Origin of the sequence: Actinoplanes sp. NPDC051411 (genome assembly GCF_040682075.1) — a bacterium.
Classification (GTDB): domain Bacteria; phylum Actinomycetota; class Actinomycetes; order Mycobacteriales; family Micromonosporaceae; genus Actinoplanes.
Genome location: NZ_JBFBAD010000102.1, coordinates 1 through 13,570, shown reverse-complemented (window position 1 = coordinate 13,570; position 13,570 = coordinate 1). Strand labels below are relative to the sequence as shown.

Genomic DNA, 13,570 nt, shown 5'->3' with positions numbered 1-13,570 from the left:
GGAGGCCGGCCTCGGCCCGATCCACCTCGACCGTCGGCGGATGACCGGGGGCCGGCGGTCTGCGAGGCCACGCTGGACCCGCCGTCGACGCCCACATCGTCGCGGTCAGCGCGCAGATCCCGGCGCCGCTGAAGCGCCGGCACCGAGACAGGCCGAGCGGCCGGGCTGGCCGGCCGCTCGGAAGCGGGCTACTGCGACAGCCCGGACTCGATCGCCGCGATGATGCGCGGCCGCAGCTCGGCGGCGGTGATGACCGCGTCGACCGAGCCGACGCGGACCGCCCGCTGGATGCTGTGGACCCGGTCGAACTCGGCCGCCACCTCGTTGAGCTTCTCGGCCCGCACCGACGCCCGCAGCTCGTCCAGCTCGGCCGCCAGGGGGCCCCGGTCGGTGCCCGACGCCGTCGCCAGCCGTTCCTCGAGCGACTTCACCCGCGGGTCGGAGGCCGTCCGCGCGTTCACGTCGCCGGCGAACACCGCCGCCGCGGCCGGGGCGCCGCCCAGCACCGAGGCGAACGAGCCCTCCAGCGCCAGCACCGTCATCCTCGGGTTGAGGGCCTTCGAGAAGACCACGAACGCGCCGCCGTGGTAGCGGGAGATCACCGTGAAGACGATCGGGCCCTCGAAGTTGACGATCGCCCGGCCGATCTCGGCGCCGTACTCCAGCTGGAGCTTGCGCATCGACTCGGGAGAGCCGTCGAAGCCGGACAGGTTGGCCAGCACGACCAGCGGACGGTTGCCGCTGGCCGCGTTGATCGCGCGGGCCGCCTTCTTCGACGAGCGCGGGAACAGCGTGCCCGCGGTGTAGGTGTCGGGGCCGTCGGTGGGCGGGAAGCCGCGCCGGGGCACCGGCTGGGATTCGATGCCGAGCAGGCAGACCGGGATGCCGCCGAGGCGTACGTCCTGCACGACCGCGGTTTCCGCGTCGGCCATGCCGGCCCACCGCTCCAGCACCGGGTGGTCCTGGTCGGAGAGCGCCCGCATCACCGCGCGGATGTCGAACGGCTTCTTGCGGTCGGGATTGGAGGCGGCCGAGAAGATCTGGCCGACCGTGGTGAAGTCGCTGTCGGCAATGCTGTGCGGAAAGTCGGAGACGTCACGGGAGACCGGGTCCGAGGAGGGTGCGCGCCGCGGCGCGCTTTCCCCCGGTACGACGTATGTGTAGTCGTAGTGCGCCATGAGCACGTCGCGGGCGGCCGCAAGGTCGGCGGCCCAGTACTGGGCCTGGCCGTTGGGGCCCATCACCCGGTCGTAGCCGCCGATGCCGAAGTTGTCCTCGGCCGACACGCCGCCGGAGAAGTCGAGCGCCTGCTTGCCGGTGAGCACCATCGCCGAGTCGGGCGTCATGATCAGGATGCCCTTGGTGTGCATGAGCATCGTGGCCTCGGCGTTCCAGTAGGGCTGCGCACCGACGTTGATGCCCGCCACCACGATGTTGATCTCGCTGCCGGCCTGGGTGAACTCGACGATCCGCTTGAGCGCGGCCGCCACCCAGTCCATGTTCTCGGTGCCCGACTCCATCGAGATGCGGGCGCCGGACGACAGCGCGTACCACTCGACCGGCACCCTCATCTGCGAGGCCAGGTCGAGGGCGGCGATCACCCGGCGGCATTCGGGTTCGGAGAGCGCGCCCAGCGACTTGGTCGGGTCGCCGAGCAGCACCACCCGGGTCACGCCCGAAGGGTGGAGTGCGGTCGCGGTTGTGACCACCCCGACGACCATGGCCGCGCTGTTGCGGCCCTTCGGCCGGTCGACCGGGACCAGCACACCGTCCTCGGCCAGGTCGTGCTCGACGAAGTCGCCGATCATCCCCGCCAGCTCGTACGGGTATTCGGTGTTACGCGCGCGGGCCCGCAGCACCTTCTGCCGGTAGCCGTCCAGCGGCTCGATCGGCTCGTCCGACGGCTCGTCGATGGTCAGCCGGGTGCCGCCGGTCGCCTCGAAGACGATCCGCACCGTGGTCTTGACCAGGGCGCCGGACGAGGAGACCCGCCGCGCGATGAACGAGATCTCCTCCAGGCCCGCGCCGGCGGTCGTCGGCGCGATGCGGCGGGCGATCATCTCCATCTCGTCGCGGCTGATCGACACCGGCGGCCACACGTAGACGACGATGCGGTTGGTGTTGAACCGCTTGTCGGACGGCCGCTGCTGCTGGGCCCGGCGGATCGAGTCGAGGCAGGTGGCGATCGTGTCCTCGGCGGTGGGCAGGGCGACCAGGCGGCCGTCGTGCTCGCGTAGCTCGGTCAGGTCGCGTACCTGGGCGAAGGCGATGAGCCGGTCGTCGGCCGGGTTTTCCCGGGCGATGCAGCGGAACAGATAGATCTCCTCGTCCGAGGAGGGCAGCCGGGTGAGGTCGAACTTGCGGAGACGTTCCAGCTGCATGCGCTGGGCGACGTACGGGTGGAGGCCGCGGATCAACCGCTCCTCGACCACGCCCGTTTCCACCCGCCGGAACGTCACGTGGTGGTGCATGACCGCACCGCCGCGGCCCGCGACCGTGGTCGTGACCCGTCCGACCCGGGGCGGCAGCGGGTGGGCGGCGACCACCTCGAGCAGCGCCGCCGCCATCGCGTCGGAGTCGGACGGCTGGCCCTCCCACGCGAGGTAGATGTCGGCGTCGATCGTGGTGTCGCCGCCGGCCAGCGCGCCCAGCCCGTCGAGCGCCCGGCCCAGTTCCTCGATGTCGACCGCCGTCGACACGATCGTCGACCCGGCGTGCCGCTCGGCGACGACGAACTTGCAGCCGGCCGCCTCCTCGGTGCCGACGACCGACAGGTCCTTGTTGCCGTAGTAGCGGCGGGTCAGCACCTCGAGCATCACCGAGTTGTCGAGGTTGGGCCGGCGCAGGCGCTGCCCGAGCAGGCGCACCAGCGGTTCGGTGCTGCTGACCATGTCGGCGATCCGGTCGCCCCGGTCGGCGGCGGCGGGCTGCTCGTCGAGGTGGCGCAGGCTCTTGCGGACCTCGGCGTACACCCGGGCGCGGTTGCGCCGCAGCAGCGGCATGCCGAACCAGGCGAAGACGACGGCCCGGGCGAGGTCGGCGACGGCCGGGAAGCGCACCTGGGCGGCCGTGATCAGCCGTTCCAGGACCAGGCCGGCCGGTTCGCGCAGGGTGTCGTCGGGCGGCCCCTCGTTCAGCCAGGTGCGCAGCAGCGTGACGATCACCGCGGCGTCGGCCGCCGCCCGCTGCTGGGCCAGGAAGATGCGGAAGACCGCCGCCTCGAGCGCCGGGGTGCGCTCGAGCTCGGTGACGCCGTAGCGGCCGAGGGCCTTGGCCAGCCGGGCCTGGAACGACTCGGGCAGTCCGGCCCGCTCGACGTCGAGGCTCTGCAGGTATGAGTGGAAGTATTCGCGGGCGCTGTGCACGCGGGTGTCGCTGCCGCCGTCCTCGCCCGCCGGCCGGTTGCGGCTGAGCTCGGCCAGGTCGGCGAAGACGTCGAGCAGTTCGACCTCGCCGGCCAGCGGGCGCACCCCGGCCTCGATCGACGAGCCGCGGGCGGCCAGGTAGTCGGCGAGCACCCGGCGCTCGTCGTGCGGGTCGACGTCGAAGCCGAGCAGCAGGCTGCGCAGGTCGTCCTGCCCGCGGCGGCAGCGGTCGAGGGCGGGCGTCCCGGCCGGGGCGGCGGGCAGGTCGAGCGCGACGTGCGCGATCTCGGCCGCGGCCGCCTCGGACGCGTCGCCGATCGGTTCGAGGCGCAGCAGGGCCGCCCCGGCGTCGACCTTGGCGCCGACCGAGACCAGGCACTCCTTGACCCGGGCCTTGAACGGCGCGCGGAGCACCGCCTCCATCTTCATCGCCTCGAGCACCAGCACCGGCGCGCCCGCCTCGACCTCGGCGCCCGGCGCCAGGGGGGTGGCGACGACCAGCGCCGGCATCGGGGCGCGCAGCACGCCGCCCTCGTCGCGGCTGATGCGGTGGGTGACGCCGTCGACCTCGACCAGGTGGATCGAGCCGTGGGTGCCGGTGAGCAGTTTGTGCCGGGCACCGTTGACCACGACGCGGCCGCTGTGCCTGTCGTACCGTTCGAGCTCGACGTCGGCCGTGCGGCCCTCGGTGCCCGCCTCGACGCCGACCCGGAACCGGTGCGCCCCGACCCGGGCCACCTTCACCCGGTAGGTCGCGCCGCGCAGCTTCAGGTCGAGCGGGCGGCCGCTCTCGTGGCGCACCTGGGGCCGGCCGCCGAACGCGGTCGACAGCAGGCGCTGGCGCTCGACGCGCTCGTCCTCCTCGTAGGCCTCGATGGCCGCCGCGGCCAGCGCGACCGCCGAGTGCTTCTGGGAGACCAGCCGGCCCTCGCCGCGGACCCGGTCGATCCAGCCGGTGTCGGCGCTGCCGTCGATCACCTCGCTCTGGTCGAGCAGGTCGAGCACGAAGCTCTTGTTGGTCGTGCCGCCCTCGATGATGACGGTGGTCTCGGCCATCGCCCGGCGCAGCCGGCCCAGGGCCTCGTCGCGGTCCTTCCCGTACGCGATGACCTTGGCGATCATCGAGTCGAAGTCGCCCGGGATGGTGTCGCCCTCGCTGACCCCGGTGTCGACCCGGATGCCCGGACCGGCCGGCAGGTCGAGCCGCGCGATGCGGCCGGGGGAGGGGGCGAAGTCGCGGTCGGGGTCTTCGGCGTTGAGCCGGGCCTCGACGGCGTGCCCGCGCTCGACCGGCGGCGAGCCGTCGAGCCGGCCGCCCGACGCGACGTGGATCTGGGCCTTGACCAGGTCATATCCGTTGGTCGACTCGGTGATCGGGTGCTCGACCTGCAGACGGGTGTTGACCTCGAGGAACGCGAGCAGGTCGTCGCCCGGGTGGTAGAGGAATTCGACCGTGGCCGCCCCGCGGTAGCCGACCCGCACCGCCAGGCGCTCGGCCGACGTCTTGAGCTCGGCCACCCGCTCGGGCGGGAGCACCGGCGACGCCGACTCCTCGATGACCTTCTGGTTGCGGCGCTGCACCGAGCAGTCGCGCACGCCGAGCGCCCACGCGGTGCCCTGCCCGTCGGCGATGACCTGCACCTCGACGTGGCGGGCGCCGGTGACCAGGCGCTCAAGGAAGACGACGCCGCTGCCGAACGCGCGCGCCGCCTCCTGGCTGGTGCGCTCGTAGGCGTCGGCGAGCTGGTCGGGGTCGCGCACCACGCGGATGCCGCGCCCGCCGCCGCCCGCGGTCGCCTTGAGCATCAGCGGGTAGCCGATGCGCTGGGCCGCCTCGAGCGCCGCCTGGAGGGTCTCGACCGGGCCGCGGCTCCACGGCGCGACCGGCACGCCGACCTCTTCCGCGATCAGCTTCGCGCCGATCTTGTCGCCCAGCTGCCGCATGGCGTCGGGCGACGGGCCGATGAAGGTGATCCCGATGCGTTCGCACAGCTCGGCGAACGCCGGGTCTTCGGCGACGAAGCCCCAGCCGACCCAGGCCGCGTCGGCCCGGGTCTCGACCAGCGCGTGCTCAAGGACCTTGAGGTCCAGGTAGGGCCGGCCGGCGGCCGGGCCGAGGTCGTACGCGATGTCGGCCTCACGGACGAACGTCGCGGAACGGTCCACGTCGGTGTAGAGGGCGACGATCTCGACCTCTGCCCCGGTCTCGGCGGACAGCTCACGAACGGCGTGGATGAGCCGCATGGCGGCCTCACCACGGTTGACGATGGCGATACGACTGAACACCTGGACGAGCCCCTGTTTGCCGAAATTCTTTTCCGGGAGACTACAGGCGCGCGCCGCCGGCGCATCAGAACCCGGCCACCGCCCGCGGAAGATAGTGCGCCTCGAGGAGGCGTACGTCCTGCTCGTCGAGCGCAAGCGAGACCGCCGCGACCGCATCCGTCAGATGGTGGGGTTTCGTGGCGCCGACGATCGGCGCGGTGACGACCGGGTTGGCGGCGACCCAGGCCAGGGCCACCTGGGCGCGCGGCACGCCGTGCTTCTCGGCCACCTGGCCGACCGCGTCGACGATGCGGCGGTCGGCCTCCTCGGCGCCCCGGTAGAGCGTCCGGCCGAACTCGTCGCCCCGGGTGCGCTCGGTCTCCTGCTCCTGGTCCGGCCGGGCGAGCCGTCCGCGGGCGAGCGGGCTCCACGGGATGACCGCGATGCCCTGGTTCGCGCAGAGCGGCAGCATCTCCCGCTCCTCCTCGCGGTAGAGCAGGTTGTAGTGGTTCTGCATCGACACGAACCGGGTCCAGCCGTTGAGATCGGCCAGGTAGAGCGCCTGGGCGAACTCCCACGCGTACATCGAGGAGGCCCCGATGTAGCGGGCCTTGCCCGCCTTGACCACGTCGTGCATCGCCTCGAGGGTCTCCTCGACCGCCACCGAGGGGTCGAGCCGGTGGATCTGGTAGAGGTCGACGTAGTCGGTGCCGAGTCGCTTCAGCGAGGCGTCGATCTCGCTCAGGATGTGCTTGCGCGAGAGGCCGCCGCCGTTCGGCCCCTCCCGCCGCCTGCCGTGCACCTTGGTCGCGAGCACGATCTCGTCCCGGTCGGCCATGTCGTGCAGGGCCCGCCCGAGGATCTCCTCGCTGGTGCCGTCCGAGTAGACGTTGGCGGTGTCGAAGAAGTTGATGCCCAGGTCGAGAGCCTGCCGGACGAACGGGCGCGCCTCGTCCTCGGGCAGGGACCACGCGTGCGCTCCCCGCTCCGGTACGCCGTAGCTCATGGCCCCGAGGCACACCCGCGAGACGTCCATGCCGGTGCTTCCGAATTTCACGTATTCCACTCGGGCGATCCTATTGCGGCGCCCACCCGATTTCCGGCGCGATGTGCTTGGTCAGTGTCTCGAGAATGCGCGCACTGTACTCCACCCCGAGCTGGTTGGGCACCGTGAACAGCACGTAGTCGGCGGCCTGGACGGCCTGGTCGGCGGCCAGTTCGCGGGCGATGTCGGCCGGGTCACCCACGAACGTACGGCCGAAGCGGGACCGGACCCCCTCGAGCAGCCCGACCTGGTCGTCGTGGGCCTGGGCGCCGAAGTAGATCCGGTCGATCTCCTCGGTGATCGGCAGCACGCTGCGCGAGATCGACACCTGCGGGGTGCGGGTGTGCCCGGCCTCGCGGAACGCGTCGCGGTAGAGCTGGATCTGCTCGGCCTGCAGCTCGTCGAACGGCACGCCGGTGTCCTCGGTCAGCAGGGTCGAGCTCTGCAGGTTGACCCCGAGCGTGGCCGCCCACTGCGCGGTCGCCCGGGTGCCGGCGCCCCACCAGACGCGGTCGCGCAGGCCGGGAGACTGCGGGGTGATCGCCAGGCCGCCGGCGGCGCTGCGGGCCACGGCCGCGCCCTCGATCGCCTTCAGGAACACCTCGGTCTTCTGCCGGGCGAGGTCGGCCGCGGTCACGCCGTCCGGCGGCTGGTAGCCGAAGCTGTAGGAGCCGTTGATCGCCGACTCGGGGGATCCGCGGCTCACGCCGAGCTGCAGCCGGCCGCCGCTGATCAGGTCGGTCGCGGCGGCCTCCTCGGCCATGTAGAGCGGGTTCTCGTAGCGCATGTCGATGACGCCGGTGCCCATCTCGATCGTCCGGGTGCGGGCGGCGATGGCGCTCAGCAGCGGGAACGGCGAGGCGAGCTGGCGCTCGAAGTGGTGCACGCGCACGAACGCGCCGTCGACTCCCAGCTCGTCGGCGGCCTCGGCCAGCTCGATGGTCTGCAGCAGCGAATCGGCGGCGCTGCGGGTCTGCGACCCGGTCGCGTCCCGCCAGTGCCCGAAGGACAGGAACCCGATCTTCTTCCCAGTGCTTGTCACAGTCGCCTCCAACCCCGCCGGTGGTCCGGCGATTCCCCTCGCTCCCGCTGCCTTTTTCGTACGCTTGTGAGCGTTATGTCCGCACTCGATGGAAGAGGTAGTCCCATGTTCTCGAAAAGCGTCGCCCTCGCCACCATGGTGCTGTTCGGCCTGACCCCCACCACCGCGGTGGCGTCGGTCTCCTCCGAGCCGGCCCCCGACGCCGGTTTCCTGCGCGCCGTCCACCAGGCGAACATGGCCGAGATCGCGGGCGGCGGCATCGCCCAGGAGCGCGCGGTGTCGCCGCGGGTGCGCGCTCTGGGCGCCCGCTTCGTACGCGACCACACGGCGATCGACACGCGCCTGACCGCCGTGGCCCGGGCGGCCGGCGTACTGCTGCCCGACACGCCGACCGCCGCCCAGCTGGCCCTGGGCAAGAAATATCAGTCGGTGCCGTCGGCGACCTTCGACCGGCTCTATCTGCGCACCCAGCTCAAGGCCCACAACGCGGCACTCGCGGCGGGCCGGGAAGAGCTCGCCCACGGCGAGGACGCCCGGGTCAAGCAGCTGGTCTCCTTCGCCGCGCCGCTGGTCCAGGCCCACCACGACGCCCTGACCGCCGCCCTCGCGGCCTCGGCCTATCAGTAGCCGGTGCCGGGCGCGCACACGCCCAGGACCGGCCCTAGCGCGGCCAGGCGCGGAAGACCTCGACGAAGTCGGTCGTCGCGTCGCCGCCGGACATCAGGCAGACCGCCACGGCGGCCAGCGCGGCCACCAGGAGCAGCAGGCCGCCGTCGACCGCGGGCGGCTGCCGCAGCGCGTTCACCCGGCGGACGATCACGCCGCCGGTGATGCCCAGCGCCGGCGCGGCGGCCGGGGCGCCGGCCAGGGCCGCCCGGGCGACCGCGCGGGCGACCAGCCCACGGTCGGCGAGCGCGGCCGCGGCGTCCTCGTCGGCCCAGCGTTCGACCAGGTAGGTCACGACCGGGCGGACGGGCGCCAGCAGGGGGTTGACGGCGGCCGCGGCGGCCGCGGCGGCGACCAGGGCGTGGTGCCGGTGGGCCAGGTGGGCACGCTCGTGGGCGAAGACGGCCCGGCGCTCCGCCGGCCCGAGCGCGCGGAGCATGCCGCTGGTCACCAGCACGTGGCCGGGGTGGCCGGGGACGGCCACGGCCAGGGGCGAATCCCAGTCGGCGACGACCAGGCCCTCGTGGGCGGGTCCGGCCTGTCGCAACCGGCGTACGGTATCGGCCCGGTGCCGCAGGTCGCGCCCGAGCCGGACCACCGCCCAGCCGAGCGCGCCCAGCGCGAGCGCCGCCACCGCGTCGGGAACCGGTTGGGGCAGGTGGAGGCCGGGCCGGCCGCCGAGCGCGCGCCACGGCGGCAGGTCGTCGAACAGGGTGAGGGACAGCAGGATCAGCGACCAGGCCGAGAGCGCCGCGGCGGCCAGCGCCGCCGCGACCAGGCCGCGCACCGCGAGGGCGGGCGGAACCCGGTCGGCCGCCCGGCGGGCGACCAGCGAGACCACGACCGGCAGCAACAGGGGCAGATAGACGAGCAGGGTCACTGGGAACGGTCCTCGAGCAGCTCGCGGAGCACCGAGGCGTCGACCGGGTCGAGGCCGGCCGCGAACTGCTGCAGCACCGCCCGCCGGTCGGGCCGGCCGTCGAGGGCCGCCCGCATGCGCCCGGCCGCCGTGGTCGCGGCATCCTGCACCGGCCAGTAGGCGTGGCCGCGCCCGGCCGGCGCCCGGCGGACCACACCCTTTTCGAGCAGCCGGATCAGGATCGTCTGCACCGTGTTGTAGGCCAGCCCGTCGCCGAGCACCGCCTGCACCCCGGCCGCCGTCATCGGCCCCTCGGCCGCCCACAGGGCGGCCATCACGTCGGACTCGAGCTCGCCCCGCCCGCGCCTGCTCACCATGCCGGAAGGCTACCGTCTGCCGGGCAACAACAGGTCGGCGAAACCGGGACGAACCGCGGTCGTGACGACGGCCATCGCGCGCCGCGTGAACCGGTCATCGGCGGCGAACGCCAGCATCGCCGCCGCCGAGACCCGGCGCCGGCTGATCGGGCCGCTGGGCGCGGCGATGGCCTAGGGTGGGGCCCATGCGTCGCATCGTGAACTCGCCGCCGGTCCTCTGAGCGGGGACTCTCGGTCGCGCGCCCCGGGTGGGCGCGCTCTTTCGCGTACGCCGTAACTCCCCGCTTTCCGCGACCCTGTTTCCTTCGTCGCAGAAGCGAGTGACCACATCCCATGAAGCAACGAACGTCTTCCGGCGTCGGCTTTCTCGTCGTCGCCGGTGTCCTCTGGGGAACCGGCGGGCTGACCGGCAGCCTGCTCGCCCACCACACCGGCCTCGGCCCTCTCGCCGTCGCCTTCTACCGGCTCGGCGGCGGCGGGCTGCTGCTCCTCGCCTTCCTGGCCGCGACCCGCCGCCCCCGGCCGAGGGGCCGCGCGGCCGCACAACGGATCCTGATCGTCGGCGGGCTGGCGGCGCTGTTCCAGGCGACCTACTTCGCCGCCGTGCAGACCGTCGGGGTGAGCCTGGCCACCCTGCTCACGATCGGCGCCTCGCCCCTGCTCGTGCTCGCCGCCGAGGCGGTGACCGGCCGGCGGCGGATCGGGCCGGGCGCGGCGGGCACGGCCACGCTCGCCGTCGTAGGGCTGGCGCTGCTGGTCGGCGTACCGGAAGGAAACCGGAACCTGACCGCCCTGCTCGCCGGAGGCGGGTTTGCCCTGGTCGCGGCGGCCGGGTTCGCCACCATGACCCTGGTGCAGGCGCGGCCGGTCGAGGGTCTCGACGAACTCGCCACGACCGGCTGGTCGTTCACGCTCGGCGCCGCGATGCTCGGCCCGGTCGCCGCGGCGACCACCGGCCTCCGGTTCGCGGTCGACCCGGCCGGGCTGGGCCTGGTGGCCGCGATCGCGGTCGGTCCGACGGCGCTCGGGTACGCGGCGTACTTCCGGGGCCTGCGCACCGCCCCGGCCGGCACGGCTTCGCTGATGGCCCTGCTCGAACCGCTGATCGGCACCGCGCTGGCCGCGATCGTGCTCGGCGACCGGCTGAGCCCGGCCGGCCTCGCCGGCGCCGCCCTGCTGATCGTGGCCCTGATGCTGGAGCCCCTGGTCCGTGACGCTGGACGGGAGGCGATATTAGTGAGCGGTGACTGATCGATGGGACGGGCGCGGACTGCCTCCGGTAGCCGGCGCCCGCATCGGGCGCGCGGCCCGCGACGGTGTACGCACCTCGCTGCTGTCGGCCGACGACGTGGCCGGGCTCGAGCCGGCCGGGGTGACACCGGCGGTGATCTTGTCCGATCGGAGAGTGCCACGCTGGCGGCGGCGCGGTATGACTGAACAGTGACGGTTGACGGGTGGGACGGGCGCGGGCTGCCGCCGGTGGCCCGCGCGCGCATCGAGCGGGCGGCCGCCGGTGGGGTCCGCACCTCGCTGCTGTCGGCCGACGGGCTGGCCGGGCTCGAGGTGGCCGGGTTCGACGTGGTCGGCGAGGTCCTCGGCACCGCGGTGATGCAGATCGGCTTCTCCGGTTACGGCGGCTGCGGCTGGAGCCCGGGCTTCACCGGCGGTTACTACGGCGGCCCGGCGTCGGTGTCGCGGCCCTCCCGCTGGTCGGGCTACGAGCCGTACGCGCGGGCGGTCCGCGAGGGCCGCGACACCGCGCTCGACCGGATGCTTCAGGAGGCGGCCGCGCTCGGCGCCGACGGCGTGGTCGGGGTGAGGTTCACCGACGAGCGCATGGAGGGGCAGAAGCGCGAGTTCATGGCGCTCGGCACCGCGGTCCGGTCGCGCGGGCGCGAGCGGCCCAAGACCCCGTTCTCGACCGATCTCGGCGGCCAGGACGTGGCCAAGCTGATGGCCGCCGGCTGGGTGCCGTCCGGCATCGCGTACGGGATCTCGATCGCGGTGCGGCACGACGACTGGCGCACCCAGTCGCAGACCGGCTGGATGGCCGGCAACACCGAGGTCAGCGGCTACACCGAGCTGCTCACCCACGTGCGGGCGAAGGCCCGGCGCGATTTCGCCGCCCTGGCGGCCAAGCTCGGCGGCGACGCCGCGCTGCTCTCCAGCCTCTGGTCACACGTGTGGCCGATCGAGGTGGGCGAGAACCACACCGACCACGTCGCCGAGTGTGTCGTCATCGGCAACGCGATCGCCCGGTTCCACACCGGGCGCAAGGCCACCACCAGCAGTCTCACCATCCTGCCGCTGCGGAGCTCCCGATGACCGTGAACACCCCCGACGCCCTCGGCGTCCCCGACGACGCGATGCGCCGCCTGGCGCAGATGCGCCCCGGCCAGGCCACCAGCCTGTTCACCTCCGACCTGAGCGTCAACGAGTTCCTGCTGGTGCGCGAGGCCGGGTTCCGGCCGCTCGGGCTGGTGCTCGGCTCGAGCATCTACCACGTCGGCATCCAGTTCGGACGCTGGAGCAAAAACCAGGAGCTGGAGTCGCTGTCCCAGGCGATGTACCACGCCCGCGAGCTGGCGATGACCCGGATGGAGGCCGAGGCCGACGCGCTCGGCGCGGACGGCATCGTCGGCGTGCGGCTCGACATCGAGTTCAAGGAGTTCGGCTCCGACCTGGCCGAGTTCATCGCGATCGGCACCGCGGTCAAGGCCGACGCCGCGCCGGCCTCGGGCGGCACCTGGCGCAACCGGCACAACCAGCCGTTCACCAGCGACCTGTCGGGGCAGGATTTCTGGACGCTGATCCAGGCCGGCTACGCCCCGCTCGGCATGACCATGGGCACCTGCGTCTACCACATCGCCCACCAGCGGTTCTGGCAGGCGATGGGCAACATCGGGCAGAACGTGGAGATCCCGCAATACACGGAGGCGCTGTACGACGCCCGCGAGCTGGCGATGAGCCGCATGCAGGCGGAGGCCGAGGCGCTCGGGGCGGAGGGCATCGTCGGGGTGCAGATGCTCTCCAACACCCACCGCTGGGGCGGGCACACGACCGAGTTCTTCGCCATCGGCACCGCGGTTCGTCCACTACGCTCCGACCACGTGATCGCCAAACCGCAGCTCGTGCTGCCCTTGACCGACCGATGACCGAGTCTCTCGGCCCGATGGGCGACCTTCATCTGATCGCGGCCGCGCTGCGCTCGGACCGGGCCGACGTCGAGTCCCTGACCCGGGTCTTGACGAGTGTGCTGGGCGACGCGCTGCCGCCGGGCATGGTCGAGGTGGAGCGCAAGCGCTCGCTGGCCGACCGGATGAACGGGCGCGAGGGCACCCCGGTCGCGCTGACCGTGACGACGCCCGACGAGCAGCTGGTTCTGCGCGCCTCGGCGGGGGAGGTGCGGCAGATCGTCCGCGGCGTCACGATCAAGCGCAGCACGGTCGGGGTCGAGGAGTGGCTGGTCGCCCTGGCCGGCGTGCTCGCCAAGCTGGCGTCCCGCAACGCCGCCGCCCGCAACGCCCTGGAGAACCTGCTGGCGCCCTAGAGCCGGAACTGGGCGACGACCGCGTTCAGCTCGCTGGACATCAGCTCGAGCTGGGAGGCGGTCTCCTGGGCCTCGGCCACGCCCTCGGCCGTGATCTGGGCGGCGGTGGCCACCCCGGAGACGTTCTCGGCGATCTCGCCCGAGCCGGTCGCCGCCTCGACGATGTTGCGGCTCATCTCGGCCGTGGTCGCGGTCTGCTCCTCGACCGCGGCCGCGATCGTCGTCGAGTGCTCGTTCACCTCGCGGATGATCGAGCTGATCCGGTCGATCGCCGCGATCGCCGCGTCGGTGTCGTGCTGGATCGCCTGCACCCGGCCCGAGATGTCCTCGGTCGCCCGCGCGGTCTCCTGGGCGAGGTCCTTGACCTCGGAGGCGACGACGGCGAAGCCCTTGCCGGCGTC

At 73.1% G+C, this 13,570-nt stretch carries 12 protein-coding genes; 6 read left to right on the top strand and 6 right to left on the bottom strand.

The genetic code is table 11. From position 1 onward, the window contains the following. Positions 1-188: 188 nt before the first annotated feature. The 3 genes from AB0M88_RS39050 to AB0M88_RS39040 form a co-directional block, all read right to left on the bottom strand. On the bottom strand, positions 189-5,651 hold the full coding sequence (locus AB0M88_RS39050; RefSeq protein WP_364110885.1) for a carboxyl transferase domain-containing protein: 5,463 nt from the start codon (positions 5,649-5,651) through the stop codon (positions 189-191). A 64-nt stretch (positions 5,652-5,715) separates the two neighbouring features. After that, a complete protein-coding gene (locus AB0M88_RS39045; RefSeq protein WP_364110884.1) occupies positions 5,716-6,696 on the bottom strand; it encodes an aldo/keto reductase in 981 nt (326 codons plus the stop codon). 10 nt (positions 6,697-6,706) lie between these two features. Next, positions 6,707-7,717, bottom strand: coding sequence for an LLM class flavin-dependent oxidoreductase (locus tag AB0M88_RS39040; protein ID WP_364110883.1), 1,011 nt, complete (start codon positions 7,715-7,717; stop codon positions 6,707-6,709). Positions 7,718-7,822: 105 nt separating this feature from the next. Here AB0M88_RS39040 and AB0M88_RS39035 point away from each other — a divergent pair, with 105 nt between their 5' ends. Then, the gene (locus tag AB0M88_RS39035) at positions 7,823-8,344 is read left to right on the top strand and encodes a DUF4142 domain-containing protein (protein WP_364110882.1); all 522 of its coding nucleotides are present in this window, start codon (positions 7,823-7,825) and stop codon (positions 8,342-8,344) included. A 34-nt stretch (positions 8,345-8,378) separates the two neighbouring features. Here the strand turns inward: AB0M88_RS39035 and AB0M88_RS39030 are convergent, their stop codons facing one another. After that, positions 8,379-9,263, bottom strand: coding sequence for a M48 family metalloprotease (locus AB0M88_RS39030; RefSeq protein WP_364110881.1), 885 nt, complete (start codon positions 9,261-9,263; stop codon positions 8,379-8,381). Then, positions 9,260-9,619, bottom strand: a complete 360-nt coding sequence (locus tag AB0M88_RS39025; protein ID WP_364110880.1) for a BlaI/MecI/CopY family transcriptional regulator — start codon at positions 9,617-9,619, stop codon at positions 9,260-9,262. Before AB0M88_RS39025 ends, AB0M88_RS39030 begins: the two co-directional genes overlap by 4 nt. Positions 9,620-9,952: 333 nt before the next feature. On the opposite strand from AB0M88_RS39025, the gene AB0M88_RS39020 reads away from it, so the two are divergent. The 5 genes from AB0M88_RS39020 to AB0M88_RS39000 are packed head-to-tail and all read left to right on the top strand — an operon-like array spanning position 9,953 to position 13,169. Next, positions 9,953-10,870, top strand: a complete 918-nt coding sequence (locus AB0M88_RS39020) for an EamA family transporter (protein ID WP_364110879.1) — start codon at positions 9,953-9,955, stop codon at positions 10,868-10,870. Then, complete coding sequence (locus tag AB0M88_RS39015) at positions 10,863-11,063, top strand: hypothetical protein (protein ID WP_364110878.1); 201 nt, start codon at positions 10,863-10,865, stop codon at positions 11,061-11,063. The genes AB0M88_RS39020 and AB0M88_RS39015 overlap by 8 nt, the downstream gene beginning before the upstream one ends. After that, positions 11,060-11,944 (top strand): heavy metal-binding domain-containing protein, encoded by an 885-nt coding sequence (locus AB0M88_RS39010; protein WP_364110877.1) that lies wholly within the window; start codon positions 11,060-11,062, stop codon positions 11,942-11,944. Before AB0M88_RS39015 ends, AB0M88_RS39010 begins: the two co-directional genes overlap by 4 nt. Next, the gene (locus AB0M88_RS39005) at positions 11,941-12,774 is read left to right on the top strand and encodes a heavy metal-binding domain-containing protein (RefSeq protein ID WP_364110876.1); all 834 of its coding nucleotides are present in this window, start codon (positions 11,941-11,943) and stop codon (positions 12,772-12,774) included. The genes AB0M88_RS39010 and AB0M88_RS39005 overlap by 4 nt, the downstream gene beginning before the upstream one ends. Further along, positions 12,771-13,169 carry a hypothetical protein gene (locus tag AB0M88_RS39000; RefSeq protein ID WP_364110875.1) on the top strand — a complete coding sequence of 133 codons (399 nt, stop codon included), beginning with the start codon at positions 12,771-12,773 and terminating at the stop codon, positions 13,167-13,169. Before AB0M88_RS39005 ends, AB0M88_RS39000 begins: the two co-directional genes overlap by 4 nt. Here the strand turns inward: AB0M88_RS39000 and AB0M88_RS38995 are convergent. Beyond that, the coding region (locus tag AB0M88_RS38995; protein ID WP_364110874.1) for a methyl-accepting chemotaxis protein at positions 13,166-13,570 on the bottom strand (405 nt) is incomplete at its 5' end. The genes AB0M88_RS39000 and AB0M88_RS38995 overlap by 4 nt on opposite strands.

Bases quoted from the DNA above. Each gene is read 5' to 3' on its own strand.
- AB0M88_RS39000 (WP_364110875.1), top strand. From the start codon at position 12,771: ATGACCGAGTCTCTCGGCCCGATGGGCGACCTTCATCTGATCGCGGCC.
- AB0M88_RS39005 (WP_364110876.1), top strand. From the start codon at position 11,941: ATGACCGTGAACACCCCCGACGCCCTCGGCGTCCCCGACGACGCGATG.
- AB0M88_RS39020 (WP_364110879.1), top strand. From the start codon at position 9,953: ATGAAGCAACGAACGTCTTCCGGCGTCGGCTTTCTCGTCGTCGCCGGT.
- AB0M88_RS39025 (WP_364110880.1), bottom strand. From the start codon at position 9,619: ATGGTGAGCAGGCGCGGGCGGGGCGAGCTCGAGTCCGACGTGATGGCC.
- AB0M88_RS39035 (WP_364110882.1), top strand. From the start codon at position 7,823: ATGTTCTCGAAAAGCGTCGCCCTCGCCACCATGGTGCTGTTCGGCCTG.